Source organism: Williamsia sp. z71, from assembly GCF_059553375.1.
In genome coordinates this window covers 1-23994 of the sequence record NZ_JCANWX010000017.1, presented here as the reverse complement: position 1 = coordinate 23994, position 23994 = coordinate 1, and the positions used below count along the sequence as shown (strand labels likewise).

The window sequence follows — 23994 nt, the reverse complement described above, 5'->3', positions numbered from 1 at the left end:
CGCCAAAAGTTGCTCCTATGTCAAGCGGCGGCGGTCTGAATGGCTCGTGGTTGGGGCGCAGTGTCGGTGATCAGGCGTTGATAGACGGTGCGGACCAGGCGGCGTCGGAGTGCTCGGAGGGCTGCGGTGGTGGAGTCGCCGGCGGCGCGGCGTTTGCGGTAGTAGGTGTAGCCGTCGCTGTCTTCGAGTCGGGTTTGGGTCAGGGCGATGCGGTGCAGGGCGGTGGTGAGTTGTCGGTTGCCGCAGCGCGGTAGCCGGACGCGGCCGGCGGTGTTGCCGGACCAGACCGGGATGGGGGCGGTGCCGGCGTAGTTGGCGTAGGCGTCGGCCGAGTGGAAGCGGGCGATGCCGGCGGTTTCGCCGACGATTTTGGCTGCGGTGAGTTCCCCGCAGCCGGGTAGCTGTAGTAGCGAGGGAACCAGTTCGCGGACTCGTTTGCCGATCTCGGTGGCCGTGGTGTTGATCCGGGTGGTCAGGGAGATGATCTCGTCGAGTTCTTCGCGGGCGATGTCGGCCAGCAGTCCGGTCTCGGTGGCCAGCTGTGCGGCGAGGATCTGTTGGTGTTTGTGCATGCTCAGCGAGCGTGGTTTGGGGGCGTAGGCGGGGTTGATTTCATGGACTCGCCACAGCAGTCGGTTGATTGTTGAGGTGCGTTGTGCGACAAACACTTCGCGTCGATCGACTAGTAGACGTATCTCGCGGGATCGGGGGTCGGCGCCGGCGGCGGGCAGGTTCGGTTCGCGCAGCACTGCCCGCGCGACGGCCAGAGCGTCGATGGGATCTGATTTGCCGCGGGTACGTGCCGAGGCACGGGTGTGGGCCATCATTTTGGTGGGTACCCGCACGGCGGTCTGGCCGGCGGTGAGTAGGTCGCGTTCGAGGCGGGTCGACATCTGTCGGCAGTCTTCGATGCCCCAGAGCAGGTCGGTACCGAACTGGGTGTGGGCCCATCGCATCGCGGCATGATGGCCGGCGGTGGTGGCCGGGGCGGTGAGTTGGCCTAGCTTTTTGCCGACGGGATCGACGGCAACAAATGTGTGTGAGCTCTTGTGTACATCGACTCCAACTACAACCATGGTGGTTGCCTCCTGATTTCAGAAACAGGGACCAGGGACGGTTGGGCCGGTCGGTGGGCAATCCTCAGTTGGGGGCGTTGCCACGCTCCTATCAAGCCACATCGGCCGGTCCTTCCCACCTGGTGTTGGCATAACTTTTGCAAGACCAGACATGCGCATCAATGCGATGCCGGCAGGCACATCAAGAGCCAAACACCAGGTGACCAGGACCCAACCACCGCTCAGGCGGCAACACAAGAGTCACACTGAGGGCACATCATCGGGGTGGGGGTGCTGCCCCGGTCCGCCGCGTGGCCGTCACTCGCGGACGAGGTAGAAGTAGAAGTGCTTGTCCCGCACGAGGCTGGTCTTGCCGTTCATGATGCCCATGACGTGGGTGTCGTCGACCTTTTTGAAGTGGTCGATGACGGGTTGACCGTCGTAGACCATCGACGCCGTGGTCTCACCGCGGAATTCCACCGCCCACAGGCTGGCCTCGCCCTTTCCGAGTTCTTTGTTCGAGTACAGATTCCCGTCCTCGTCGCGGCAGACCAACGGCTTCACGTCGTGGTAGCTGTCGAAGGTCTTTCCATGCCAATTGACCAGTTCGAGTTGGCCGTCCATGGCGTGGCCACTGGGCAGTTCGCCGCCCGACCAGGCACCGAGCATGAAATCCCGACCGATCGGTTCCAGACCGGCCCACAGGTCGTCTAGCAGCGCGGGATCACTGACCGCCTGGCTCTCCTTGAGTTCAAAGAACGTGGCGACAGCCTTGTCGTTGTTCATCTGCACCTCACTACACGTCGACGATCCCGGATCCGGCGGACTCTGAGAACGACAGTAGTCAGAAAACTCGTCGGCGACGAAATGTGGCCGCAATCCGTGACCATTTCAGAATGCCGCGCTGAGTATCAGCACCGTCCCGAGCGTTCCCATCACCGCCGCGACCACCACGTCGAGCAGTTGCCACGCGCGGGGCCTGGCAAACAGCGGTGCCAGGCGCGACGATCCGAATCCCAACGCTGCGAACCAGAGCAACGACGCCACGCAGGCGCCTGCGGCGAACACCCATTTGCTCTGCGAACCGTGGCTGTTGGCCACGGCACCCAACGTGATGACGGTGTCGAGGTAGACGTGTGGATTGAGCCAGGTCAATGCGAGCGCGGTGCCCACCGCCGCCCACCGCCCCGCAGCCGCAGTGCCACCGGCAACCTCCATCGCACCGGGGCGCATCACCCGGCGCGCAGCCAGCGCCGCCAACGCCAGCAGGTAGGCACCGCCTGCCACCGTCGCAATGTCGACGACCTGGGGATACGCCGCGACCACGGCACCGAGTCCGGCCACGCCCGCGAGGATCAGCACCACGTCCGACACGGTGCAGATCGCCACCACCGACATCACGTGCTCCCGTCTGATCCCCTGACGCAGCACAAAGACGTTCTGCGCACCGATCGCGATGATCAGGCCGGCGCCGGTCAACAAGCCCGCCATCGCGGGCACCACAACACTCACCCGACCAACGCTAGGTCGCCGACCTGATTGAATCCAGCGAATGTTTTTCAAGAACCATTAGAGTGACTGATGATGGACATCAGCAGTGAGGGCCTCCAGACACTGGCCACGGTGGTTCGCGAGGGCACCTTCGACGCCGCGGCGGCGGCCTTACATCTGACGCCCTCCGCGGTGAGCCAGCGGATGAAGGCACTCGAGAACGCCGCCGGAGTCATCCTGGTCCAGCGCACCAAACCGGTCCGGGCCACGCCGGACGGCGAGATCCTGCTGCGTCTGGCCGCGCAATGGGAACTGCTCCGGCAAGAGGCGGCCGCCGGCCTCGAAGGAAAACCAGAAGCAGGCCACAAAGACTGGCGCGATGTACCGCGGATACATCTGCCCATCGCCGCCAACGCCGACTCGATCTCCGTCTGGCTGCTGCCCGTCGTCGCGCAGATCCAGCAGACACATCCGGTGGCCGTCGAGGTGCTGCGCGACGACGAGAGCCACTCCACCGGATTCCTGCGGGCCGGTCAGGCGGTCGGGGCGATCACGTCGGATCCTCGACCCGTCCGCGGGTGCACGGTGCTGCCGCTGGGCACCATGCGTTACCTGCCGGTCGCCACCACCGAGTTCATCGCCACCTGGCTACCGAACGGTCTGCGGGCCGCCGACCTGGCCCGGGCACCGATGGTCTCCTTCGACCGCAAGGACACCATCCAGCTCGATCTCCTCCATCGGCTCACCCGCAAGCATGTCGACCCACCGGTGACCTACGTGCCCGCCTCGGTCGAATACCACCGCGCGGTCGAGCTGGGGGCCGGTTGGGGCGCGGTGCCCGCCGCGCAGATCGAGCCCGCGCTCGCCGCCGGGACCGTCAAGAAACTGGGCAATCACCATGTCGACATCCAGTTGTTCTGGCAGTACTGGAAATTGGGATCACCGATCATCAACGATCTGACCCGGTTGATCCAGGCGAGCGCCCGCCGTTTCCTGATCTGAGGGCGTCCCGGGCCCGGCACCCGCCGGCACCAGCTCTTCGATGCTCGGGGTGTCACGCAGCGGGTTCGCGATCTCGTCGTCGCGCAGACGGAAGGCGAAGAACGCGATCGCGGCCAGTGGGACCGGCACCAGTCCGGCGATGACAAACGTCGCCGTCAGTCCGATCCACTCACTGACCGGCGCGGCAATGGCCATCGACACCGGCATCAGCGCAATCGAGACGAAGAAGTCCAGACTGGAGATCCGGCCGAGCATGTGTGGGGGAACCCGCCGCTGTAACAGCGTGCCCCACAAGACCATCGGCCCATCGAACGCCATGCCGAGAACGAAGGCGGCGACAACGAAGACCCAGAGTTCGGTGGCGAGCCCGATCGCGACCAACGGCACCGAACACAGCCCCCAGATCACGAACATCACCGACAGATACCGCCGGGGCATCGGCATGGAGGCCAGGATGATCGCACCCAGTCCGGCGCCGAATCCGAAGGCCGCCAACACTATCGCATGGTCACCGGCATCCCCACCCGCGCGGTCCTTGATGGCGAACGGCACGAGCACCTCGATCGGTCCCATCACCATCAGCACCAGGACCAGCGAGTACAACAGTGTCGCCAGCAGCCAGGGTGTGCGCCACATGTAGCCGAAGCCCTCGGCGATGTCGGTGACGGTCCCGCGCACCAGGTCGGCTTTCGCGCGAGGTTCGTGAGTCGCCGGTGTGGGACGCATCAGAAGGTAGAAACCGCCCGACAGCGCCGATGCCACCGCCGAGCCGACTATGGCCGCCCCGGGCGAGGACACCGCGATGAGTCCACCGGCCAGGGCCGGTCCGGCTGCCTGGAAGATGGTGGGCCGCAACACGCCTTCGATGCCGTTGGCCGCCATCAGCTCTTCTCGCGGAACCAACGACGGGATCATTGCCGAGTATGTCGGGTAATAGATTCCGGTGGTGATACCGCCGATCAGCGACACCAGCACCAGGTGCCACAGCGCGATCGTGCCGGTCAGTGCGAGTACACCCACCCCGCCGATGGCGATGAGTTTGACCACCTCCAGCGCGACCAGGATGGTGCGCTTGGACATCCGGTCGGCCAGCACACCACCGAGCAGTGTCGAGGCGACCATGCCGACGGCGGCCACCGCGGTGACAAGCGACAACTGACCCGGGCCACCGCCCATCCCGATGACCTGCCAGACGACCCCGACCGTCCAGATCCCGTCCGCGAACATCGCCAGCACCAGACCCGCGCACAGCAGACGATACTGCGGATGCGCGAAGGGCTTGAGCGCCCGAGGCAGGCCAGATGGTGCGGTCACCGCACCAACTGTGCCCGATCGGGTACGTCGTACGCCAATGTTTTCCTCGCGGCCGACACACGAACTCGCCGCCACCGGATGACGGTGACGGCGAGGTGTGGCCGGATGTGCCCTACCGATCAGGTCAGTTCACACCGATGACTTCCTGCGCGATGGCAGCAAGGCGGGTCTGGGCTGCGGACACGACGCCCTGACGGTTCTTGTGCGCTTCTTCATAGGCCAGGACCGTCCGGATGTCAGCAGGTTCGGTGAGTTCCCGGAGCTGGACGATCACAGCGTTGACGTTCAGTGAGTCGTAGTCGTCGATCGGCAGGTCGGCCGGATCGACCACCCCGGCGGCCTCGCGGACCGCATGCACCGCCTCTGCTGCGTTGACGGCGCCCTGTGCCCGGGCAGTGTCCTCGGCGGCATCGAGCGCCGCATCCCGGCTTGCCCGAGCGGTCTTGCGGGCGGTCTTTCCGATGTCGGCGGCGCGCTCGGCGGCCTCGGTCACCTGTTTGGCGGCCGCATCACCGGTGGAGCTCAGCCGGCCGACGGCACCCTGGCCGGCTTCCGTGGCCAGCTTGAGTACGGCCTCACCGGACTCCTGAGTCCTGTCGACAAATCCCCCGAATCGGGTTGGCGCACTGCGAAGCACGTCGACAACGCGTTCGGCGCCACGCGCGGTGAGTGTGGCGGGGATACCGGCGACTCGTAGCGCCGTTCCACTTGCGGCCTGCAACGGGCCCCGGCGCAATGCCACCGGACCGCCGATGGCCTCTTCGGCAAGCAGTGTGGTGATCCAGTCGACGGTTGCCTGGTGGGCGACGATCAGCCGCTCGGCGAGTGAAACGATCTCGGGCTGACTCTCCGAGGTGGCCAGCGCCTTCACATACTTCGCCCGGTCGAGCAGCTGATGCTCGAGGGCGAGGTCGCCGAGCAATGCCTCATCAAGGGGCTGGACCTGTTCGGCAACGGCCTTGGCAGTGGCCGTCAACCGGCCCAGAACCGGACGCAGCAGGTCGGGGAGTCCGCCGAGTTCGCGGATTGCCTTCTCGATGGCGACGGCGCGAACTCGGGCATTCGCGGCGTTCTGGGACAGCTCCCGGCGCACGGCTTCTGTACGAGCCTGCCCGATTCGGGTTTCTGCCACCTGGATCTCGGTATTGGTCAGTGTCAACAACGTCCGCAGCTGGTTGCGCAGAGTGCTTGTGGAAAGGCTCATATCCGTCTCCTCTGATTGGATGGTCATCGATATTGAGCGTCCGGGACAGGCGTACCCGTAACCCCGTCGGATAAACGATGCGAGAGCCAGATCACATACCGCTTCTGACCTCGCAGTACGGTGAGACCGATCAGATGGCCGCCAGACAAGGAGATTGCGTGTCCGAATTGCACGAGGTATCGGGGCCCGCAGCGTCGGAACACTGGGGCCCGGTCTTCGTCGATCTGGCCGATCCGCGCACATCGACCGAGGAGCCAGTCCCCGGATGCCTGATAGCCGTCGATTCGACCGGCGGCTCACTCTCCGATGAGGCCGAACGGCTGGTCGGGCGCTCGACCTTCACCCTCACCGAGGCGGCGGCCCGCGATCGCCGGTTCGTCACGGTCGACTCGATACCGGCGACGATCGCCGCATTGACACAACGACTGACCGACCGGCCGGTCTCGGCGGCGGTCTGTGACGATGTGTTGCGGGCCGGTGAGACGGGCATCAGCACCTTCGCCGGGTTGATGACCGAGTCGCTGGCCTACTCGACGCTGCAGGCCGGAGGTGAGTTCGGCGGTTGGCTGGCCGAGCAGGGACCACGCAGTCTGGCCGATCCACCGCAGCCCGTCGTCGTCGACCGGATCGGCGACGTCGTCGTCGTCACCCTCAATCAGCCCAAGCGGCACAACGCGTTCAGCAACACCCTGCGCGCCGGCCTGATCGACGGCCTCACCGTCGCCCTGAGCGATCCGACGGTCACCGCGGTCGAGTTCCGCGGGAACGGTAAATCATTTTGTAGCGGAGGAGATCTCACGGAGTTCGGCACCTTCTCCGACCCGGCGGCGGCCCACCTGGCCCGCACCCGTTTCAGTCCGGCGCTGTTGCTCAACACGCTGCGCGATCGGCTCGGGGTGAACCTGCGCGCCTACACCCACGGCGCCACGATGGGCAGCGGACTGGAGATGGCGGCGGTCTGTGGGCACGTGACCGCGCATCCCGACACCGTGTTCGGACTCCCGGAACTCACCCTCGGGCTGATACCCGGCGCCGGCGGTACGGTCAGCATCCCACGACGCATCGGCCGCCGGCGAACCGCATACCTGGTGCTGAGTGGCCACCAGATCAGTGCCACAACGGCTTTGGACTGGGGCCTGATCGACGAGATCAGCGCCTAGCTGCCACCGAATCCGCATCGAGCCTGGCTCTAAGCCGTCCTGATCTTCGGCACCGCAAAGGATTCCGGGTCGGCGCGCTGCCAGTCGCGTTCCCATTCGGCACGCTCGGTGCCGCGGATCAGCTCCCCTTCGTCCAGCCACTCGAACAGATCCTCGAACGACTCCGCCGTCGAGTGACCGACCCGCCGCATCACCACGGCAGGCCCGAGATCATCGAAGCTGGTCAAACCCATCGCGGCCAGCAACTGCTTCGCCGACTCGACCGTTGCGCGTTGGTAATTGAAGACCCGATCGCCCTTGTCCTCGACATCGAGCGCCCGCGCTCGGCGGGCGTCCTGGGTGGCCACTCCCACCGGGCACTGGTTGGTGTGACACGCCTGCGCCTGGATACAACCGACCGCCATCATCATGGCGCGTGCGGCGTTGGTGAAGTCGGCGCCGAGAGCGAGAGCTTTCACGATGTCGGTGCCGCCCGCGATCTTGCCTGCCGCGCCGATCTTGACCTGCCCCCGCAACCCGGTGCCCACCAACGCGTTGTGCATCATCATCAGGCCCAGATTCAGCGGGGTACCGACATGATCGGCGAACTCCGGGGGCGCCGCACCGGTACCGCCCTCGGCCCCGTCGATTGTGATGAAGTCGGGCAGGATCCCGGTGCGCAGCATCGCCTTGCACAGCGCGAGCACATCGGTCCGGGTGCCCACGCAGAGCTTGAACCCCACCGGCTTTCCACCGGAGAGCCGGCGAAGCTCCGCCACGAAGTGCATCAATTCGATCGGATTGGAGAACTCGCTGTGTGCCGGCGGACTGATCACGGTGACACCCGGCTGGACACCGCGCGCCTCGGCGATCGCCGCAGTGACCTTCGCGCCCGGCAACAACCCGCCGAGTCCGGGCTTGGCACCCTGACTCAGTTTGATCAGGATTGCCTTCACGGTGGGCAGAGATGCCTTCTCGGCAAAGCGTTTTGGGTCGAACCTGCCTTCCGGGGTGCGGCAACCGAAGTATCCCGAACCGATCTCCCAGACCAGTGGTGCACCGTATTCGAGATGGTGCGTCGTCAATCCGCCCTCGCCGGTCTCGTGGAGGAAGCCACCGAGCGCCGCGCCCTTGTTCATCGCTCGAACGGCATTGGCCGACAGCGCGCCAAAACTCATCGACGAAATGTTGAAAAGCGGTGCGTCATAAGGCTGCGTGCACTGCGGTCCGCCGAGGCGCACGGTCGGGATGGTCCGGGCCATCGGCACCGGCGCCATCGAGTGCAGCAAGTAGTCGTAGCCCGGTTCAGTGATCTCGCGTTCGGTACCGAATGCCGCCTCGGCGTGTAATCCCTTGGCACGCTGGTAGATCAACGACCTGACATTGCGGTCGTATGGACGGCCGTCATAGTTCCGTTCGATGAAATACTGCTGCAACTCGGGTCGGATCGATTCGAGCATGAATCGCATGTGCCCGATCACCGGATAATTGCGAAGTATCGAATGCTGCTTCTGAAGAACGTCATAGACGGCAACCAGCAAAACGATGACCACGATCGCAACCGCAAACCACCACACGGTGTGCCGGTTGACCGCAGCCGCCAGCGTGAGCACACCAGCCGCAGCCACCAACCCCAGGAGCACATTGAACTTCACCATGGGTGGAGCTTAGCCGTGGCGTGCCAGCAGGTTTGACCACCTCACGTTCGCCACCAGGAACGCAGTAACCCGTCCCCGTCAGGCCTCGATCGCCTCTTCCGCGCCGACCCTGCCGAACACCATCGCTTCTTCGATCCGGTCGAACCGGTGATCGATCGCGTCCAGGACATAGTTGTGGCGGACATGCCAGGGCCGGCTGGTTCCTGATTTGGGCAGCACATGGCGTGCCCGCAGGACATATCCGGCTTGCAGATTGAACGCCGGGATCTCGCTGAGCGCTTCATCACCACGGTGGGGATAGGCGTGCGTGTAGCCGTTCGCGCCCATGTGCGCCAACAACTTGGCCACCGACTGTGCGGTCATGTCGGAGCGCAGGGTCCACGACGCGTTGGTGTAACCGACACTCCAGCCGAGATTGGGTACGTCTTCGATGAGATGGCCCTTGTAAACGAACCTGTCGTTGAGTTTGACCTCTGCGCCGTCGACGCCGATCCGGACGCCCCCGAGTGCTTGCAGTTGAAGTCCGGTGGCCGTCACGATGATGTCTGCGTCGAGGTGTCCACCCGAAACAAGTGCAATGCCGTCGGCATCGAACGAGGCGATCTGATCGGTGACCATTCTTGCCCGGTCATCGGCGATCATCGTGAACAGATCGGCTTCAGGGACCAAGCACATCCGCTGATCCCACGGGTTGTAGCTGGGCTTGAAATGGGTGTCGACGTCGTAGCCGGCCGGCAGGTTCCGGACGGCCATCTTGCGCAGGAATTTTGCCATCGTGCCCGGCGCGAGGCGCGAGAACCGGAAGAGCAACCAGGCGAACAGGGCGTAGTAGTAGCGGATGAGAGCATGTGACACCTTGCGCGGCAGCACTTTACGAATGACATTGGCAGCTCTGTTCACCCTTGGTCCGGAGATGACGTAAGTAGGTGAACGTTGCAGCATCGTCACCGACTCCGCCGTTTCCGCCAGCGCCGGGACCAGGGTCATGGCCGTGGCCCCACTTCCGATGACAACCACCTTCTTGCCCGCGTGGTCGAGGTCGTCCGGCCAGAACTGCGGGTGGATCATCCGGCCCCGGAACTCCTCCTCACCGGGAAAGACCGGCCGGTACCCCTCGTCGTAGTCGTAGTAGCCCGTCCCGAAGAACAGGAAGCGGCAGCTGTACGTCACGTCGACGCCGTCCTGTTCGGCGAGCACGGTCCAGGTGTCGGTCTGTGAGTCCCAGTCCGCCGACCGGACGCGGGTGTCGAAAGTGATGTGCTGGTCGATCCGATGCCGCCGCGCGGTCTCGGTGAGGTAGTCGCGGATGTGCTCACCGTCCGCGATGGCCTCCGGCCGTGTCCAGGGCTCGAAGGGGTAACTGAGGGTGAAGATGTCACTGTCCGAACGGATGCCCGGGTACCGGAACAGGTCCCAGGTGCCACCGATGCGGCTGCGTTGCTCCAGAATTGCGTAGCTCAGTCCCGGGTTTCGTTCCTTGATGCGGTACGCGGCTCCGATACCCGACAAACCCGCGCCGATGATCAGAACGTCGGTGAACAAGGCATCCTCGTCGGGCACGCCCGATGCTGACTGTGCGGTCATACGGAAATCTCCCAGTCGTCGTCGACTTCGGATCGATCCTCGTCACCGCTCACCCGAGGGGTCAACCCAGTGCGACGACCATGCCTACCGATCCGAACACCACGATAAGCACCAGAAGGTCGATAAGTCTCGGACTCCGATCAGATCGGGCCACCGATCCGATTCCACCACGGGCTTCGACGGCCGCCGCGAGTTCCCGGCCGTTCTGCACCGCCAGCGAACAGACCACCGTCAGGCAGGCGATCCAGCCGTTGATCTGCTCTCCCAGGCTCTGGCGATGGTCGGGTTTGCGTTGCGACATCGTCTGCAACAGAGTCCGGAAGTCACTGATCATGAACGGACACAATCGCAGCGCGAGGGCCACCGACATGGCGGCGGACTGGGCCGGGATACCGATGCGCGCCGCCCAACCGACCAATCGTTGCGCAAACGAAGGTATTTCGACCATCGGTGTCGTCCAGCAGAACAGCAATGCGCAGTAGAGCGACAGCACCGTCATGCAAATGAGGATGCCCCAGTAGATCGCGCCGCCGAGCCCGAACTCGACCCCGCCGACCGTGACGTACGGTTCGTCGCCGCCCAGGGCCGTGATCCATCCTCCGAACAGGGTGATGCCGATCAGCCACTTCGGCAACCGTGGCAGTGCGGCGCGCGGAACCTTGCCGAGCAGCGTCCAACCGAGAGCGATGCCCGCCCCGACCCCGACACTGAGCCAGGTCGGTTCGAGCATGAACATCACCGCGACGGCCGCCAGCGTCAGCAACTTCGTACCAACCCACAGTTTCCGCGCCGGCGACGAATGTGGCAGCGCGCGAACAACATTGGCAAGATTGGCGGTTGATTTCACCTCCGCCGGGGCGGGCGCCGGCTTGACCGGCGCTCCGTCGACCGTGCCTTCGTCGACAACCACGGTGCGGTCGACGAGGTCGGCGAGTTCGCCGATGTCGTGCGAGATGACGACCAACGTGGTGCCCGAGGCCTTCACCCGGCGCAATGCCCGGACCATCGCCGCGCGGGCCGGTGTATCGAGGCCGGCCAGCGGCTCGTCGAGCACCAGCAGCCGCGGCTTGCAGGCCAGCAACCCGGCGAGTGCGACCCGGCGCTGCTGGCCCACCGAAAGCTGATCGATGAGTGCGTCACCGAGTACCGCGGGATTGAGTCCCAGCTCGATCAGTGCGACGTTCACTGCCAGATCGTCGACACCTGCGGCATCTTTGATGTCCGCCCGCACCCGCGACCGCACGAGTTGCAGTCTCGAGTACTGGAATCCGAGCAGCGCATGTTCGCGGCCGTTGCGGACCGGCTCACCGTCGAGCATCACCTGGCCCGACGTCGGCTTCTGCAGCCCGGTGAGAACCCTTGCCAGCGTGGACTTCCCGGCCCCGTTGGGTCCGGTGATCAATACCGCCGAACCCGCGGCGATCTGCAGGTTCAAGCCGCTGAAGATCTGGTTGTGCCAGGGTGTCCCCGCGTCATGCGCGAACCCGACGTCATAGAGCGCGACGTTGGCGCCGTTGATGTGACCCACCGGACGGCTGGGGTTGAGCAGTTCGGTGGATACCTCGCGGTGGGACGAATCGAGCACGATCTCACGATCGGCCAGCGCGGCCTCGTCGACGTCGTGCGTGATCTGCAGGACGGCGGTGTCCCCGCCGTCGGCCAGTTCCCGGAAGACCTCGATCACCGACGTGCGGCCTTCCTGGTCGATCATCGCGGTCGACTCGTCGCTGATGAGAACGGCCGGCTCCCGCGACAACGCGGCGGCGATCGCCAGGCGTTGCAACTGTCCGCCCGACAGGGTGCTGGTCTCGCGGTAAAGCATCCCGCTCAGACCCACCCGGTCGAGCAGCTTGTTCATCTGCGCCTCGGTGAGGTCGTGATTGCCCCAGGCCAGGTCGTCGGCGACCACCATGCCCAGCACCTGGGTCTCGGGCCGCTGGCTGATGACAGCCGTGCCACCGGGCTTGCCCAGACCGACCGCACCAGGGCGACTGACGGTTCCGGTGGTGGGTGCCCGTCCGGCGACCACTTTCGCCAGCGTCGACTTGCCGACGCCGTTGGGTCCGGTGACCGCCACGACCTCACCGGCGTCGAGCTGCAGCGAGACGTCCCAGATCGCCGGAACCGGTGCGCCCGGATACTGGACCCCCACACCGTCCAGGCGCATCGGAAGCGGCGCGACGGGTCCGGACTCGTCGAGCTTCTCCTCGACATGCGGGGCACCGAGCCGGGCGATCATCGGCGGCAACGGGTGCCGGTGAACGACGTAGACCGCCAGCCCGGACACCGTCACCCCGGCCATGCCGACAGCCGGAATCGCGATCCACCAGTAGTCGATGCACCAGTAGATCACCGGGCCGATGACGTCGGTCAGGCCGTCGAGTCCGGCGTTGTTCATGACCCGTTCGGCGCCGCGCCAGCCGTTGCGGATCTGGGTGAACATGAACTCGCGGTAGTCACTGAGTGCGGCGATGATCCCGGTGGCGATCGCGGCGGACGGAATCGCGATGAAGACAAAGGTGTTCAGCGCGACTTGAGGCGAATTCCATCCGCGGCGCAGCGCCGTCCCGGACAGAATGCCGAAGACCGCCGCCGATCCGACCAGGTTCGCCGCGGCCACCCCGCCGAAGAGGAACGCGACGATCCAGCCCGTCATCGCGCCGAGCAGACTCACCCGCAGCCGGCGGCGACCGGAGAGGATGGCAAACGGTACCGACGCGACCAGGACGGCGGCCCCGCCGATCGGCACGACGCGGCTCAGCACACAGATGGCTGCGGCGACGTCGGCCAGGGCGGCGGCCTCCGCGATTTCCACCGCGGTGACCCGGCGTCCGGTTCGCGCGTTCTTGCGCGCACGCACGGTGGCGCCGCGTTCGGGGATCGGTTCATGTTGGTCGATCCGTCCAGATTGCCAGATGCGGCCGAAAGCAGCGCGTGACGTTCGGCTCAACTGGCCTTACGCTTGGCGGCGGTCTTCTTCGCGGGCGCCTTCTTGGCCGCAGTTTTCTTGGCGGGGGCCTTCTTCGCCGGAGCTTTCTTGGCCGCGGTTTTCTTGGCGGGCGCCTTCTTCTCGGAGTCGCCGTCCTCGTCGTCGTCGGAACCACCGCGGTCCTTCACCGACGCCCGCAATGCGGCGAGCAGATCGGCGACCTCCGAGTCGTCGCCCTCCTCCTCGTCCGAGGTCTCGGTCGAGACGAATGCCTCGGTCCCTTCGGCCTTCGCCTCGATGAGCTTGCTCAGCTCGTCTTGATAGGTGTCCTCGTATTGGGTGGGGTCGAAATCACCCGACATCGACTCGATGAGCGAGGCGGCCATCTTGAGCTCTTGCGGCTTGAGGTCCGGCGATTCGTCGAGCGAGGGAAATGATGCTTCGCGTACTTCATCCGGCCACAGCAGCGTTTGCAGGGTCAAGACGTTTCCGACGACCCGAAGCGCGGCCAGCCGGGTGCGATTGCGCAGTGTGAACGTGGCGATGGCGAGCCGGTCGGTGTCCTTGAGTGCCTCCCGCATGAGTGCGTAGGCCTTGGGCGACTTGCTCGCCGGCTCCAGATAGTAGGGCTTGTCGAAATAGATCGGGTCGACCTGGTCGATCGGGACGAAGTCGGTGATCGCGATCTCCGGACTTCGCTGCACCGGCAGTTCCGACAGGTCGTCCTTCGTCAGGACCACGGTCGCGCCGGCATCGCTCTCGTACGCGTTGGCTATCTGCGAGAACTCCACCTCGTCATCGGTGCCCTCCCGGACCTTGCGATACCGGATGCGGGTGCCGTCCTTCGAGTCGACCTGGTGGGACTTCCGGTCGTGACTCTCCGTCGCGGAGTACACCTTGACCGGCACATTCACCAGGCCAAAGCTGAGATCACCCTTCCAAATCGAACGCATACCGCCATTGTGCCGGTATCGACCAGTTGACGCAGCCCCCTCGGGGGATGAAAAGTCGTGGCATGCCCAGGCGCGAGACACTCGAGGTCGACGGACACAACATTGCGGTCACGCACCTCGACAAGGTCATCTATCCTGCGACCGGCACCATCAAAGCCCAGGTCATCGAGTATTACAGCATGATCGCCGACGTGATGCTGCCGCACATCCGCGACCGTCCGGTGACCCGGAAACGGTGGCCCGACGGCGTCGAATCGACACCGTTCTTCGAAAAGAACCTGCCCGATCATGCCCCGAAATGGATCGGCCGGGCCCGGCTCGGGCACAGTGACCGGGACGTGGTGTACCCGGTGCTGTCGTCCCGGGCCGAATTGGTCTGGCTGGCACAGCAGGCCGCCCTCGAATTGCACGTGCCCCAGTGGACTCTGCCACCGGACAGTGCCGACGCGTCCTACAAGGCCAATCGGATGACCAATCGTGTTGTCCTGGACCTCGACCCCGGACCCGATGTGTCGCTGTTCGACTGCTCCAAGGTGGCGTTGCGGGTCAGGGAGATGCTCGATGCCATCGGCCTGCCGTGTTTCCCGGTGACCAGCGGATCCAAGGGGATCCATGTGTATTTCACCCTGGAGTCGGCGATCTCCTCCGATTCCGCCCGCAAGGTCGCCAAACAGATCGCCACCGGACTGCAGGCAGAGAGCCCCGATCGGGTGACCGCCCAGATGACGAAATCGGTACGCGGTGGCCGGGTGTTCGTCGATTGGAGCCAGAACAGCGCCTCGAAGACGACCCTGGCCCCGTACTCGATGCGCGGCCGCGATCAACCCTGCGTGGCTGCGCCGCGATTATGGGAAGAGCTGGAGGACAAAGACATCCGGCACATCCTGTTCGACGAGATGGCCGACCGCATCGATGAGTACGGTGACCTGCTGGCCGAACTCGAGAACACGTCGGCGGCACAGCCGCTGCCGACATCGCCGACCCCGGCGGCCACACCGGTGGTGGACCTCGGCGCGTACCGGCGCAAACGTGATGAGCGCAAGACGCCGGAGCCGTTCGGGGACAGTCGTTCCGATACCGATCGCAGAGCAGAACCCATGTTCGTGATCCAGGAACACCACGCCCGCCGCCTGCACTACGACTTCCGCCTCGAGCGTGACGGTGTCCTGGTGTCCTGGGCGGTGCCGAAAAACCTTCCGCTGGAAGGTGACAAGAATCGGCTCGCGGTCCAGACCGAGGATCACCCGATCGACTACGCCGACTTCGCCGGCGACATCCCGTCCGGGGAGTACGGCGGCGGGCACGTCGAGATCTGGGATCGCGGTACCTACGAGACCGAGAAGTGGCGGGACAAGGAGATCATCGTCCGCCTGCACGGTGATCGCATCCAGGGCCGGTACGCGCTGATCAAGACCGGTGACAAGAACTGGTTGGCGCACCTGATGTCCGACGAACCCCGCCCCATCCTGCCCGACAGCCTGCGTGATCCGCGGCCGATGCTCGCCACCGATGAGACCATCGAACACCTCACCGACGACAAGTGGGCTTTCGAGGGAAAATGGGATGGCTACCGAATACTGCTGCGCTACATCGACGGAAAGCTCCAATTGACGTCGCGCTCGGGCATCGACATGACCGCCGACTTCCCCCAGATCCACACGGTCGCCGACGATCTGGGGCTACTCGATGTGGTGCTCGACGGTGAGGTGGTGGTGTTCGACGAGCAGGGACGCACCAACTTCACCCAACTCGCCGGCCGCAAGAACTCCGAGGACCTCGACATCAGACTCCTCCTGTTCGACATCCTCTACCTCAACGGCACCTCGCTCCTGAAGCTCAAATGGGAGGATCGCCGCGAACTCCTGGAAGAAATCGCGAAGGCCTTCTCGTCCGGCGCACCGGTGCAACTGCCCCCGCTGCTGCCCGGACCGGGCTCGCACGCCGTCGAACTGAGCCGGGATCGCGGCTGGGAAGGTGTTGTCGCCAAACGCCGGGACTCCACCTATCAGCAGGGCCGTCGTTCGAAAACGTGGCTCAAGCAGAAGAACTGGACCGACATCGAGGTCGTGATCGGCGGCTGGCGGCCCGGCAAGGGTGCCCGCAGCAACCGGATCGGCTCCCTGCTGTTGGGGCTGCCCGAGGAAACCGGGCTGCGTTATGTCGGCCGGGTCGGGACCGGATTCAGCGATACCCAGCTCGACGCCCTCCTCGCCGAGCTGGAGCCCTTGCGCCGCAAGACTTCACCATTCATCGGCAACCTCGACCGACCCGTCGAGAGGGACGCGGTGTGGGTTCTGCCCAAACTCGTTGCCGATGTGAGGTTCATGGATTGGACGAGCACGGGTCATCTACGTCACCCCTCCTGGCGTGGAATCCGCCGGGACAAGCTACCCGGGGACCTCTGAGAGCACGAAAGTCGACCCGGCTGCACGTGCCCGTAATCGACGAGCGAGCTACGGTATTTACGGGTTCGGATGGCCGCCTGCGTCCCCGCGAGAACCCACGGCCGCACCAAAAGGAGTCCACGTGCTCGTAGTCGCGCACATCAGCGATCTTCACTTCAACGGAACCGCCGCAAAGCGCGACCGGATCCAAGGTGTGCTCGATTACATCAATTGCAGAGCCGGCGGCATCGACGCACTACTGGTCACCGGTGACATCACCGACAACGGCCTGTCCTCCGAATACAAAGAGGCAGGCGCGACGTTGCACAGCCCCCTGCCGACCCTGATCTGCCCGGGAAATCACGACTCCCGGGACGACTTCAACCAGACCTTCCTGATCGATGAACCCGCCCTGCGCGGTACCGACCCCGGCACTCCGCTCAATTACGCGAGGACGATCGCCGACACGTTGTTCCTGGTCTGTGACAGCTCCATCCCCGGCGAGAACGGGGGCTACCTGACCGACGAGACCCTCGCCTGGATGGACGACCAGATATCCGCCGCCGGACCACGGACTCCGGTGTTCGTCGCCTTCCACCATCCGCCGGTAGTCCTGCAGATGCCGATGATGGACGCCATTCGGCAGACCGGGGAAGAGCGGCTGGCCGCATTGGTCGAACGGCATCCGAACATCACCATGTTCATGTGCGGACACGCACACACCGGCGCGGTGACCACCTTTGCCGGACGGCCGCTGTGCGTGGCCCCTGGAGTCTCATCCACCCTCAATCTGCCCTTCGAGGGGTCGGACGTGGTCAATGAGACACAGCCCGCAGGCCTGGCCTTCCACACGTACGCCGACGGCCGTGTGATCAGCCACTTCCGTTCCGTGTAGTCCCTGGCCGCGACGATCGCGCGGCACTGTGGCCTCAAGCCTTGATGCGGTCCGACGGCAGGCCGAGGATGTCGGTGGCGTCCACGTAGATGTTCCGCTGATCGACCTTGGAGGGCACCGACAGGCTGCCGACCAGGTGCCGGGTCGACGTGGTCGCCGCCACCACCGGCACCCCGGCGACGACGAGGCCGGCCGCAGCCCGACGTACCTGATCCGGCGAGGTCACCACCACCACGTTCACCAGGCCCAGCTGCCGGGCGATCGCCGCACCGGCCACCGCGCTCTGCGCCGGCGAATGGGCGGCCGAATCGACATGGATACGGGCGGCCGGGATTCCGCGGTCGACGAGCCAGGTGCGCATCGCGTCGGCCTCGCGTTGCCCGCGGGCATTGGCACCCCCGGAGATGATGACCGGCGATTCGTAGGCCACGATCGCCTGCGTCCACGCGGCGAACAGCCGCGCGGATGTCTCAGCGGTGGGGGTTCCGTCGGCGTTCAGGCCGGCACCGAAAACCACGATCCCGGTCGCCTTGGTGTGCAGGCCCGGCACCGGGTTCGGCGCCACGAGCACCCCGCGGCCGATGCCCGAGAGCACTTCGCGAACACGTGCCTGCAGCGCCCGATCGTAGGTCGCCAAGACGGCCAGCGCCGACTGGGTCGCCTGGGCATCACCGCTGTAATCCGACCAGATCGCCTGCAACGCAAGCGCATCGGTGTCAGACGGGGCGGCCACCAGAAGCTGACGGAGCGCGTTGAGTCCCAGCGGCACCTCACCGCGGCGAAATTGGAGTTGGGCGGTGTTGTACAGATTCGCCGTGTCCATGCCGGCCATCACCGGTGACACCGTGGTCGGTGGGTTCAAGACGGTCGGGATCAGCGCGACGGCTCCGGTGGACACGCCGATCGCGGCGGCCGCAGCCACCAGCGCTCTATTCACTCGCGCCACACGCGCACCACTTGTCACACTGGCCACAATAGGCCGTCTTTGCCTCGGCACCACATTCAAGCGGTCTCAGCTCGATAACACCGCCGGGGATGCGTCCCTGACCTGCTGGTGACCCGGGGCGAATCCCGAAACGCCGGGTGCCGGGTCGCACCCGGCTGACGCGGGGCCGTTCAACCCACCGCGATACCCTCTCGGCGAAGCTCGATCGCGTCGAGCGCGAGGTCGATGTATGCCCGGGCGGTTGATATCCCGGCCCGGTATCCCGCGCTGTGGGCATCGACACCTGCCGGTGCAGCGCCGCCGCATTCCTCACCCAGACGGTCCCGGATGGCCCGCAGCGCCGCCAGTTCCCGCCGGTGACGCCGGGCCGAGTTCTGTTCTGCGCCTGAGGTTATCGACGCACCCGCGAGTTGATCGAGCACACACAGTCGGACAAACCCCATCCCGGCCGCATGCCCGCGGCGATACTCCTCCGACTCCCCTGGCCCACAAGCAGTGGCAGAGAAGTGTTCGTGCAGTCCGGTCAGCATCTGGGTGAGCGTTCTTTCACGGTCGGGGGCATCAGGCATTTTTACGCTTCCGGATGGTCGAGCCACTTTCCATCGTCCTTTTGTTTTCGCGCTGCGCCTTCATTGCAAGGCGTTTCTTCTTGGCCGTGGTCTTCTTTTCCGTTGCCATCGACATCTCCTTTGTCCATCGCACACATCAACGACCCACAGGGGGTCGCTCACAATCGAGACCATAGCCCAGAACCCGGAAAGGTCAAGTTCGTCCGAGAGACTTCAGGTACTGCAACGCAACATATTTCGCGATTCGGTCGCACGACGATCGGCGGACTGGCTTTTATTTTTTTATGGGCTAGAGTCCATTGGACCGAGGGAGATCTCCAGAAGGAGTGAGGATGCGCCGTGAAAGCGGTAGTGATGGAGGTTCGATTCCGGGTGTGTGCCACACCCCGGCGGGCTTCGCGCTTTTCTGACCACGCTGCCCACATCGTTGCGGCCGCGCTACCCGCACGAGTCGAACGCGACCGGATTCTTCAACCGGCTGATTCCGTTCTTTTACGCCACCAATGGGCGCTATCGAACGGCGAATCACCACCCGAAGATCCGCAGACATTGGACATCGGGTTCGGGTTTCAGGACCCGGCCGGCCGGTTGACCACCCACAAGCTGGAGAGCATGGCCAACACGGTCCTGGTCGATCTGATACCGACCGGAGACTCCACCGAGGAGTCCGTTCCCTGGATCCTGACCCTGAACGTCGGGATCGACCAGGCCTCATGCGCCGCGATCGCCGAGCAGTACAGCGCCCTGAGCACTGCTCGCCCAGCGCCTCGGCATCCGGTGACCGCGGCCTCCGGCCGCGGCAACACATACGAGTGAGAAAGAACCAAACATGACCATCACCGATCCGAACTGGATCAGCGCTGCCACCCGGGAGCGTCTGGAAAATGAAGTGGCACAATTGTATCGAGAACGCGATGCGGCTTCCGCCGAGATGATCGAGCAACGCCGCCTTGGCGATCTGGACAACAATGACGCCTATCACCGCGCGGTCGCGACGCTCGATCAGGTCAACACCCGAATCGAACGGACACACACCGTGCTGGCCACCGCCACCACCATCACCGTCGACGACGGGACTGCGCAACCCGGATCCATCGTCACAGTCATGTTCGATCACGACTCCTCCGATACCGACACCTTCCTCCTCGGGATGCCCGAAGAACACGAGACCGGGAAGATGCAGGTGTGTTCACCCGAGTCACCGCTCGGACGGGCCGTCCACAACGCTCGTCGCGAGGACGACTGTCACTATGTCTTGCCCAACGGCAAGCGCTGCACCGCAACAGTTCTGGCGATCACGCCGTACACCGGTTGAACCGACCAGATCAGCACGACCCCGAAGAGGCACACCATGCAGGCCTTGGCCCCGATCCACCACGACATCAACCGAGCACAACGGCGGAAGCACGATCCGATTCTGCTGTTGGGACGTCCCGGCCGCTTGTGCGACGCACTGCGTTCGGCGTTGTCCGGCCATGACGTGGCTTCCACCTCGGACCCTCGTGAGCTGCGAACCCCAGAGCACGACGATGCGCTCGTCGTGGTCACGATCGACTCTCCACCACCATCAGGGCGCTGGCTCCGCGGCTGGCGCGAGCACGCAGCCCGCCAGGCATGGGAAGACCGCCTCACCGAGACGGTGATCGACGCGGCCGGCGATGTGCCCGGTTTTCGCGTGCTCCTGCTCTGCGACACCTCGGGGCCGACGTCGTCCCGAACCGCGGTTCGGGCGACCAGGCAACTCGGCCGCCGAATGGCGTACGAATGCGCCGTGAACGGTGCGCCCATCAACTCCATCACCTACGTGGTGGTCGATGCTGCGACCCCGGCCACCACGGCCGTCAACGCCGCGGTGACGTGGTACTTCACCCACCAGGGTGTGCGCCACGAGTGACTCCGCCGGCTGAATTTGCACCGCCCACCTGATATTTCAGGTGGGCGGTGCGAATTCGGGTGGAGCGTGGGACCACAGGGTCCCGCGGTTCAGAGTGCCTTGAGTTCCTCGATGACCAGGCCGACCGACTTCTTGGCATCGCCGAAGAGCATCGAGGTACCCGGTGCGGTGAACAACGGGTTGTCGATACCGGCATACCCGGAGGCCATACCGCGTTTGAGGACGATCACCGAACGGGACTGATCGACGTTGAGGATCGGCATCCCGTGGATCGGGGACGACGGATCGTTACGCGCGGCGGGGTTGGTGACGTCGTTGGCGCCGATGACCAGGGTGACATCGGTACGGGCGAACTCGCCGTTGATGTCGTCCATTTCCTTCATCGCGTCGTACTCGACATCAGCCTCGGCCAGCAGCACATTCATGTGTCCGGGCATCCGGCCGGCGACCGGGTGAATGGCGTACTTCACCTCGACGCCCTTCTCCTCCAAGATGCTCGCCATGTCCTTGACCGCATGCTGCGCCTGCGCGACCGCCAACCCGTAACCGGGGACCACGATCACCTGCGAGGCATAGGCCATCTGAATCGCGGCATCAGCGGCACTGGTGGCCTTGACGGTGCCCTGCTCACCGGCCGGGCCGGCAGCCCCGGCCGCACCGCCACCACCGAACGATCCGAACACGATCGCCGGGATCGACCGGTTCATCGCGGTGGCCATCAGGTTGGTCAGGATCGAACCCGAGGCGCCGACGATCATGCCGGCCACGATCATCGCGGTGTTGTTGAGCGCCAAACCTGCTGCCGCAGCGGACAGGCCGGTCAACGCGTTGAGCAGTGAGATGACCACCGGCATATCCGCGCCACCGATCGGCAACACCACAAACAAGCCCATAATCCCGGCGGCGACGAGCACCAGCACGATCCACCACTGCGAGGAACCCTCACCCGGGCTGGCGTTGACACCGATGAACACACACGCCGCGATCGCCACCGCCAGCAGCACGATGTTCGCGATCTGGAACACCTTGGCGTTGCGGACGAATGCCTTCTCGACGTTCTTGTTCATCAGCTCTTGCAGCTTGAGGAACGCGATCAGCGAACCCCAGAACGAGACCGAACCGATGATCGCCGCGAACAGCGACCCGATCACGATGTGGATGGTCGGGGATTCACCGTGCTTGAACTCGGAAAACCCTGCGGTCTCGATGAACTCGGCCCACGCGATCAACGCGACCGTGCCGCCACCGACACCGTTGAACAACGCGACCAGCTGCGGCATCGCGGTCATCTTGGTGCGCTTGGCCGGCGGCACACCCAAGATCACACCGATCGCCAGACCGGCCACGATCAAAATCCAGTTGATCGCATAGGTGTCGCGGATCTCGATCAGCGTGGCGATCACCGCCAAACCCATACCGGCAGCAGCAATCCAGTTGCCGCGCACCGCGGTCTTGGGTCCGGTCAGACCCGACAAACCCAGAATGAACAGCGAGAACGCGACGATATAAAGAATGTTGACCAGGTTGTTCACTTGTCAGCTCCCTGCGATGCGGCCGGCGCCTTTTTGCCCTTGAACATTCCCAGCATCCGGTCGGTGACCAAGAACCCACCAACGACGTTGAGGGTGCCGAAGATCAACGCGACGAACGCGATGATCCGCACACCCCACGGGGCATCATCGGGCAAACGGCCCAACACGACCAACGCACCGAGCACCACCACACCGTGAATGGCGTTGGTACCCGACATCAACGGTGTGTGCAGGGTGTTGGGCACCTTGGAGATGACGGCGAAGCCAACAAATCCGGCCAGTACAAGAATCGCGATATTCGCGAGAAGACCCGAATACATATCAGGCACCTGCCTTCCCGGCTCCAGCCGAATTGGTTGTCACTGGTTCGCGGGTGACACAGGCCGCGGCGAGGATTTCATCATCGAAATCCGGGACGATCTTGCCGCCCTCATCGAGCATCAACTCGATCAACGCAAGAATGTTCTTCGAATACAGCTCCGAGGCATGCTCGGGCATACCCGCCGGAAGATTCAACGGCGAGCAGATCATCACGTCATGACGGATGACTTCCTGGCCCGGCTCGGTCAACTCACAGTTACCACCGGTCTCACCGGCCAGATCGACCACCACACTGCCGGGCTTCATGCCCTGCACCGCCGCCGCGGTCACCAGACGCGGCGCCGGGCGACCCGGCACCAACGCGGTCGTGATGACCACGTCAAAACCCTTGATCGCGTTTTCCAGAGCCTGCTGTTGTTGTGCGCGTTCGTCTTCGGTCAACTCGCGGGCGTATCCACCCTCACCGGCGGCGTCGATCCCCAGATCGAGCCACTGCCCGCCGACGGACTTGACCTGCTCGGCCACCTCCGGACGCACGTCGTAACCGGTGGTCCGCGCACCCAGACGCTTGGCCGTGGCCAGCGCCTGCAGCCCGGCCACACCCACACCGAGCACCAAGACCGTGGCCGGCTTCACCGTCCCGGCAGCAGTGGTCAACATCGGGAAAAACCGGGTCGAGCGTTCAGCCGCCAAGATCACCGCCTTATAGCCGGCGACGTTGGCCTGCGAGGACAACGCATCCATCGACTGAGCCCGCGAGATACGTGGAATCGCCTCGACAGCGAAGGCCTGCACACCCGCCGACTTCAAAGCGCCGATCTGATTCTGCGCATCACGCGGATTCAGAAAACCGATCAACGACGAACCCGACGACAACTTCCCGATCTCGGCATCGGTGGGCGGGGCAACCTTCACAACCACCTCAGCCGACCACGGATCGCCGATCGACGCACCGGCCTCGACATACAACTCATCAGGAATCAACGCACCCAAACCCGCGCCCGACTCCACGATCACCGGCACACCCTTGTTCACCAAAGCGGCCGCGACCTTCGGAACCAGCGCGACTCGGCGTTCCCCCGCCGCCGTTTCGCGCACAACACCCACACTCATTTCAAGCTCCC

21 protein-coding genes are annotated in these 23994 nt (G+C 64.7%); 7 read left to right on the top strand and 14 right to left on the bottom strand.

The features are described from left to right. Window positions 1-20: 20 nt before the first annotated feature. The 3 genes from AC51GR_RS25615 to AC51GR_RS25605 all read right to left on the bottom strand — a co-directional run bounded on the left by AC51GR_RS25615 (window position 21) and on the right by AC51GR_RS25605 (window position 2546). Complete coding sequence (locus AC51GR_RS25615; RefSeq protein ID WP_496323328.1) at window positions 21-1076, bottom strand: IS110 family RNA-guided transposase; 1056 nt, start codon at window positions 1074-1076, stop codon at window positions 21-23. Window positions 1077-1373: 297 nt separating this feature from the next. Beyond that, window positions 1374-1841, bottom strand: a complete 468-nt coding sequence (locus AC51GR_RS25610) for a DUF4334 domain-containing protein (protein WP_496327468.1) — start codon at window positions 1839-1841, stop codon at window positions 1374-1376. A 105-nt stretch (window positions 1842-1946) separates the two neighbouring features. Next, window positions 1947-2546 carry a LysE/ArgO family amino acid transporter gene (locus AC51GR_RS25605; protein ID WP_496327470.1) on the bottom strand — a complete coding sequence of 200 codons (600 nt, stop codon included), beginning with the start codon at window positions 2544-2546 and terminating at the stop codon, window positions 1947-1949. 93 nt (window positions 2547-2639) lie between these two features. Here AC51GR_RS25605 and AC51GR_RS25600 point away from each other — a divergent pair, with 93 nt between their 5' ends. Beyond that, window positions 2640-3548: a LysR family transcriptional regulator ArgP gene (locus AC51GR_RS25600; RefSeq protein WP_496327467.1), complete on the top strand. Its 909-nt coding sequence runs from the start codon at window positions 2640-2642 to the stop codon at window positions 3546-3548. On the opposite strand, the gene AC51GR_RS25595 is transcribed toward AC51GR_RS25600, so the two are convergent. After that, window positions 3486-4862: an MFS transporter gene (locus AC51GR_RS25595; RefSeq protein WP_496327466.1), complete on the bottom strand. Its 1377-nt coding sequence runs from the start codon at window positions 4860-4862 to the stop codon at window positions 3486-3488. The two genes, AC51GR_RS25600 and AC51GR_RS25595, sit on opposite strands and share 63 nt — an antisense overlap. A 124-nt stretch (window positions 4863-4986) precedes the next feature. Beyond that, a complete protein-coding gene (locus tag AC51GR_RS25590; RefSeq protein WP_496327465.1) occupies window positions 4987-6066 on the bottom strand; it encodes a ferritin-like domain-containing protein in 1080 nt (359 codons plus the stop codon). A 272-nt stretch (window positions 6067-6338) separates the two neighbouring features. Here AC51GR_RS25590 and AC51GR_RS25585 point away from each other — a divergent pair, with 272 nt between their 5' ends. After that, complete coding sequence (locus AC51GR_RS25585) at window positions 6339-7226, top strand: enoyl-CoA hydratase/isomerase family protein (RefSeq protein ID WP_496327469.1); 888 nt, start codon at window positions 6339-6341, stop codon at window positions 7224-7226. A gap of 29 nt (window positions 7227-7255) precedes the next feature. Here the strand turns inward: AC51GR_RS25585 and AC51GR_RS25580 are convergent, their stop codons facing one another. The 4 genes from AC51GR_RS25580 to ku all read right to left on the bottom strand — a co-directional run bounded on the left by AC51GR_RS25580 (window position 7256) and on the right by ku (window position 14329). Further along, window positions 7256-8863 carry an FMN-binding glutamate synthase family protein gene (locus AC51GR_RS25580; RefSeq protein ID WP_496327464.1) on the bottom strand — a complete coding sequence of 536 codons (1608 nt, stop codon included), beginning with the start codon at window positions 8861-8863 and terminating at the stop codon, window positions 7256-7258. Window positions 8864-8941: 78 nt separating this feature from the next. Then, complete coding sequence (locus tag AC51GR_RS25575; RefSeq protein ID WP_496327463.1) at window positions 8942-10447, bottom strand: flavin-containing monooxygenase; 1506 nt, start codon at window positions 10445-10447, stop codon at window positions 8942-8944. A gap of 61 nt (window positions 10448-10508) precedes the next feature. Next, window positions 10509-13397 (bottom strand): DUF2232 domain-containing protein, encoded by a 2889-nt coding sequence (locus AC51GR_RS25570; RefSeq protein ID WP_496327462.1) that lies wholly within the window; start codon window positions 13395-13397, stop codon window positions 10509-10511. Continuing rightward, window positions 13394-14329 carry a non-homologous end joining protein Ku gene (ku, locus tag AC51GR_RS25565; protein WP_496327461.1) on the bottom strand — a complete coding sequence of 312 codons (936 nt, stop codon included), beginning with the start codon at window positions 14327-14329 and terminating at the stop codon, window positions 13394-13396. The genes AC51GR_RS25570 and ku overlap by 4 nt, the downstream gene beginning before the upstream one ends. 62 nt (window positions 14330-14391) lie before the next feature. Here ku and AC51GR_RS25560 point away from each other — a divergent pair, with 62 nt between their 5' ends. Continuing rightward, entirely contained in the window at window positions 14392-16734 is a 2343-nt protein-coding gene (locus AC51GR_RS25560; protein WP_496327460.1) for an ATP-dependent DNA ligase, read from the top strand. A 121-nt stretch (window positions 16735-16855) separates the two neighbouring features. After that, entirely contained in the window at window positions 16856-17608 is a 753-nt protein-coding gene (locus tag AC51GR_RS25555; protein WP_496327459.1) for a metallophosphoesterase, read from the top strand. A gap of 34 nt (window positions 17609-17642) precedes the next feature. Here AC51GR_RS25555 and AC51GR_RS25550 read toward each other — a convergent pair whose 3' ends face one another. Both AC51GR_RS25550 and AC51GR_RS25545 read right to left on the bottom strand, forming a co-directional pair. Continuing rightward, window positions 17643-18554, bottom strand: coding sequence for a YdcF family protein (locus tag AC51GR_RS25550; RefSeq protein WP_496327458.1), 912 nt, complete (start codon window positions 18552-18554; stop codon window positions 17643-17645). 170 nt (window positions 18555-18724) lie between these two features. Further along, complete coding sequence (locus tag AC51GR_RS25545) at window positions 18725-19123, bottom strand: hypothetical protein (RefSeq protein ID WP_496327457.1); 399 nt, start codon at window positions 19121-19123, stop codon at window positions 18725-18727. 612 nt (window positions 19124-19735) lie between these two features. Between AC51GR_RS25545 and AC51GR_RS25540 the strand changes: the two genes are divergently transcribed. The 3 genes from AC51GR_RS25540 to AC51GR_RS25530 are packed head-to-tail and all read left to right on the top strand — an operon-like array spanning window position 19736 to window position 21017. Further along, the gene (locus AC51GR_RS25540) at window positions 19736-19939 is read left to right on the top strand and encodes a hypothetical protein (protein WP_496327456.1); all 204 of its coding nucleotides are present in this window, start codon (window positions 19736-19738) and stop codon (window positions 19937-19939) included. Window positions 19940-19952: 13 nt separating this feature from the next. Then, on the top strand, window positions 19953-20438 hold the full coding sequence (locus tag AC51GR_RS25535; RefSeq protein ID WP_496327455.1) for a GreA/GreB family elongation factor: 486 nt from the start codon (window positions 19953-19955) through the stop codon (window positions 20436-20438). Window positions 20439-20474: 36 nt separating this feature from the next. Continuing rightward, window positions 20475-21017, top strand: coding sequence for a hypothetical protein (locus tag AC51GR_RS25530; RefSeq protein WP_496327454.1), 543 nt, complete (start codon window positions 20475-20477; stop codon window positions 21015-21017). A gap of 89 nt (window positions 21018-21106) precedes the next feature. On the opposite strand, the gene AC51GR_RS25525 is transcribed toward AC51GR_RS25530, so the two are convergent. The 3 genes from AC51GR_RS25525 to AC51GR_RS25515 are packed head-to-tail and all read right to left on the bottom strand — an operon-like array spanning window position 21107 to window position 23983. Then, the gene (locus tag AC51GR_RS25525) at window positions 21107-22549 is read right to left on the bottom strand and encodes an NAD(P)(+) transhydrogenase (Re/Si-specific) subunit beta (RefSeq protein ID WP_496327453.1); all 1443 of its coding nucleotides are present in this window, start codon (window positions 22547-22549) and stop codon (window positions 21107-21109) included. Further along, the gene (locus AC51GR_RS25520) at window positions 22546-22869 is read right to left on the bottom strand and encodes an NAD(P) transhydrogenase subunit alpha part 2 (RefSeq protein WP_496324121.1); all 324 of its coding nucleotides are present in this window, start codon (window positions 22867-22869) and stop codon (window positions 22546-22548) included. Before AC51GR_RS25520 ends, AC51GR_RS25525 begins: the two co-directional genes overlap by 4 nt. Window position 22870: 1 nt before the next feature. Beyond that, window positions 22871-23983: a Re/Si-specific NAD(P)(+) transhydrogenase subunit alpha gene (locus tag AC51GR_RS25515; protein WP_496324122.1), complete on the bottom strand. Its 1113-nt coding sequence runs from the start codon at window positions 23981-23983 to the stop codon at window positions 22871-22873. Window positions 23984-23994 lie beyond the last annotated feature (11 nt).

What these genes read in the sequence shown, in the direction of transcription:
- AC51GR_RS25540 (WP_496327456.1), top strand. Translation starts at nt 19,736, where the DNA reads ATGGCCAACACGGTCCTGGTCGATCTGATACCGACCGGAGACTCCACC.
- AC51GR_RS25615 (WP_496323328.1), bottom strand. Translation starts at nt 1,076, where the DNA reads ATGGTTGTAGTTGGAGTCGATGTACACAAGAGCTCACACACATTTGTT.
- AC51GR_RS25600 (WP_496327467.1), top strand. Translation starts at nt 2,640, where the DNA reads ATGGACATCAGCAGTGAGGGCCTCCAGACACTGGCCACGGTGGTTCGC.
- AC51GR_RS25610 (WP_496327468.1), bottom strand. Translation starts at nt 1,841, where the DNA reads ATGAACAACGACAAGGCTGTCGCCACGTTCTTTGAACTCAAGGAGAGC.
- AC51GR_RS25605 (WP_496327470.1), bottom strand. Translation starts at nt 2,546, where the DNA reads ATGGCGGGCTTGTTGACCGGCGCCGGCCTGATCATCGCGATCGGTGCG.
- AC51GR_RS25580 (WP_496327464.1), bottom strand. Translation starts at nt 8,863, where the DNA reads ATGGTGAAGTTCAATGTGCTCCTGGGGTTGGTGGCTGCGGCTGGTGTG.
- AC51GR_RS25575 (WP_496327463.1), bottom strand. Translation starts at nt 10,447, where the DNA reads ATGACCGCACAGTCAGCATCGGGCGTGCCCGACGAGGATGCCTTGTTC.
- AC51GR_RS25530 (WP_496327454.1), top strand. Translation starts at nt 20,475, where the DNA reads ATGCAGGCCTTGGCCCCGATCCACCACGACATCAACCGAGCACAACGG.
- AC51GR_RS25560 (WP_496327460.1), top strand. Translation starts at nt 14,392, where the DNA reads ATGCCCAGGCGCGAGACACTCGAGGTCGACGGACACAACATTGCGGTC.
- AC51GR_RS25535 (WP_496327455.1), top strand. Translation starts at nt 19,953, where the DNA reads ATGACCATCACCGATCCGAACTGGATCAGCGCTGCCACCCGGGAGCGT.
- AC51GR_RS25515 (WP_496324122.1), bottom strand. Translation starts at nt 23,983, where the DNA reads ATGAGTGTGGGTGTTGTGCGCGAAACGGCGGCGGGGGAACGCCGAGTC.
- AC51GR_RS25590 (WP_496327465.1), bottom strand. Translation starts at nt 6,066, where the DNA reads ATGAGCCTTTCCACAAGCACTCTGCGCAACCAGCTGCGGACGTTGTTG.
- AC51GR_RS25545 (WP_496327457.1), bottom strand. Translation starts at nt 19,123, where the DNA reads ATGCCTGATGCCCCCGACCGTGAAAGAACGCTCACCCAGATGCTGACC.
- AC51GR_RS25520 (WP_496324121.1), bottom strand. Translation starts at nt 22,869, where the DNA reads ATGTATTCGGGTCTTCTCGCGAATATCGCGATTCTTGTACTGGCCGGA.
- ku (WP_496327461.1), bottom strand. Translation starts at nt 14,329, where the DNA reads ATGCGTTCGATTTGGAAGGGTGATCTCAGCTTTGGCCTGGTGAATGTG.